This window comes from Polaromonas sp., from assembly GCF_013817205.1.
GTDB lineage: Bacteria > Pseudomonadota > Gammaproteobacteria > Burkholderiales > Burkholderiaceae_C > Polaromonas.
In genome coordinates, this window is record NZ_JACDDD010000122.1 from 3,624 (window position 1) to 6,456 (window position 2,833).

General features: G+C 63.9%; 2 protein-coding genes. Both read left to right on the forward strand.

The window, feature by feature from the left end:
• The coding region (locus H0W47_RS17950; protein ID WP_296926884.1) for a 2OG-Fe dioxygenase family protein at positions 1-290 on the forward strand (290 nt) is incomplete at its 5' end.
• A gap of 235 nt (positions 291-525) precedes the next feature.
• Positions 526-2,833, forward strand: a 2,308-nt coding sequence (locus H0W47_RS17955; RefSeq protein WP_296926886.1) for a bifunctional salicylyl-CoA 5-hydroxylase/oxidoreductase, incomplete at its 3' end; no start/stop codon positions are given.

Here is a 2,833-nt window from a genome sequence, read left to right on the forward strand (position 1 = left end):
GCGTGGGCCGGCCCACGCCGGAAGGCGCACACCGCGACGGTGTGGACTTTGTAGTGGTGATGTTGGTCGCGCGCAAGGCAGTCAAGGGCGGCGAAACCCGGGTGTTCGACGCCAACGGGCCGCAGGGCCTGCGTTTCGTGATGCACGAGCCGCTGACTACGCTACTGCTGGACGACGCCCGCGTGATCCACGAAACCACGCCCATCCTGCCGCAGCAGGCCGGCGCGCTGGACGGTCACCGCGACACCTTGGTGCTGACCTACCGGGCGGGTGACTTTCAGGCACCTTGAGCCCCCACGCTTGTCTTTTCGTGTACTACGCTGCCCCCCAAGAGGGCGCTGCGCCTGCGGGCCGGCGGAGAGCCGGACCCGTGGCCCCTGCTTGAAAAAGAGAATCCTTCGAACTTGCTGCCTCTGCCGTCGTCAGAGGGAGCGTTAACCATGAGGCCCTCGGCCTCAAAACCGCTTGACGAAAATAGTTTAAACCTAAACAATTAAGATTCGATCAATCATTTGAGCGAGTCTTATGCACATACTTTGCCTGGGCGGCGGGCCCGCTGGCCTGTACTTCGCGCTGCTGATGAAGCTGCAGAACCCGGCCAGCCAGATCACAGTGGTGGAGCGCAACCGCCCGTTTGACACCTTTGGCTGGGGCGTGGTGCTGTCCGACCAGACCCTGGACAACCTGCGGGCCGCCGACCCGGTCAGCGCGCAACTGATTGGCGACGCCTTCAACCATTGGGACGATATCGAGGTGTTTTTCAAGGGCCGGTCAGTGCGCTCGGGCGGCCACGGTTTTTGCGGCATAGGCCGCAAGCGCCTGCTCAACATCCTGCAGGACCGCTGTATCGAGCTCGGCGTCGAGCTGGTGTTTGAAACCGATGTGCAGGACGACCAGGCCATCGCGGCCAAATACCAAGCGGACATCGTGATCGCCAGCGACGGCCTGAACAGCCGCATCCGCAACCGGTACGCTGACACCTTCAAGCCCGATGTGGACCTGCGCGCCTGCCGTTTTGTCTGGCTGGGCACCCACAAAACCTTCGACGCCTTCACCTTTGCGTTCGAGCAGACCGAACACGGCTGGTTTGCCGCGCACGCCTACAAGTTCGACGACAACACCTCGACCTTCATCGTTGAGACGCCCGAGGCGGTCTGGAAGGCCCACGGCCTGGATGCCATGAGCCAGGAAGAAGGCATCGCCTTCTGCGAACAACTGTTTGCCAAATATCTTGACGGCAACGCGCTGATGAACAACGCCACCCATGTGCGCGGCTCGGCGATCTGGATCCGCTTCCCGCGCGTGGTCTGTGAGCGCTGGGTGCATCACGAGACCATCAACGGCAAGGACGTCCCCATCGTGTTGATGGGTGATGCGGCCCACACCGCGCACTTCTCGATTGGCAGCGGCACCAAGCTGGCGCTGGAAGATGCGATTGAACTGACCCACTGTTTTGCGCAAACGCCAGAACCTGCCAAAGCGCTGGAAACCTATGAAGCGCTGCGCTCGGTGGAAGTGCTGAAAATCCAGAACGCCGCCCGCAACTCGACCGAATGGTTTGAGAACGTGGACCGTTACAGCGGGCTTGATGCGGAGCAGTTTTTCTACTCTCTGCTGACCCGCTCGCAGCGCATCAGCCATGAAAACCTGCGGGTGCGGGATGCCTCCTGGCTGCAAGGCTATGAACAGTGGCTGGCGAAAGAAGCCCCCACGCTTTTCACTGCGTGTAATGCGCTGCCCCCCGGGGGGGCTGCTGCGCCTGCGGTCCGGCAAAGCCGGTCCCGCGGCCCCGGCTTGAAAGAAGAGACCCTGTCGGAAGGCGGCATTCGACAGGGAGGGGGTGAACGGGGAAGTATGGCGAGCGTGGGCGCTGCCCCCCCACCGCCCATGTTGTTGCCATTGAAGGTGCGCGAGCTGCAACTGAAAAACCGCATCGTAGTCTCACCGATGGCGACCTACAGCGCCATCGACGGCCTGCCCCAGGACTTTCACTTGGTACACCTGGGCGCACGTGCGCTGGGCGGCGCGGCCCTGGTGTTTGCCGAGATGACCGCGCCCTGCCCCGAAGGCCGCATCACGCCAGGCTGCCCCGGCTTGTGGGACGAAGCGCAGATGCTGGCGTGGAAGCGTATTGTCGATTTTGCCCACGGCTCTGGCCAGGGCGTGCGCATGGGCATGCAGCTGGGTCACAGCGGGCCCAAGGGCTCGACTCAGGTCGGGTGGGAGTCGCCCGACGAACCGCTCCCCTCGGGCAACTGGCCGCTGCTGGCTGCCAGCGCGGTGTCTTACGGCCCCACCAATGCCGTCCCGGTGGCGATGACGCGGGACGACATGGACCGCCTCAAGGCGCAGTTTGTGCAATCGGCGCGCTACGCGGCCCAGGCTGGCTTCGACTGGCTGGAGCTGCACTGTGCCCACGGCTACCTGCTGTCGAGCTTTATCACACCACTGACCAATCAGCGCACCGATGACTACGGCGGCAGCCTGGAAAACCGCTGCCGCTATCCGCTGGAAGTTTTCGAGGCGGTGCGCGCGGTCTGGCCCGCGCACCTGCCCATGAGCGTGCGCATTTCGGCCCACGACTGGGCGCCGGGCGGCAACACTGCCGACGATGCGGTCGCGATGGCGAGACTGTTCAATGCGGCGGGCTGCGACTTTATCGACGTGTCCTCGGGCCAGACCACACGCGCTGCCAAACCCGTGTATGGCCGCATGTACCAGACGCCGTTTGCCGACCGCATCCGCAACGAGGTCGGCATCCCCACCGTGGCGGTCGGCGCCATTTTCGAGGCCGATCACGTCAACATGGTCATCGCCGCCGGCCGCGCCGACC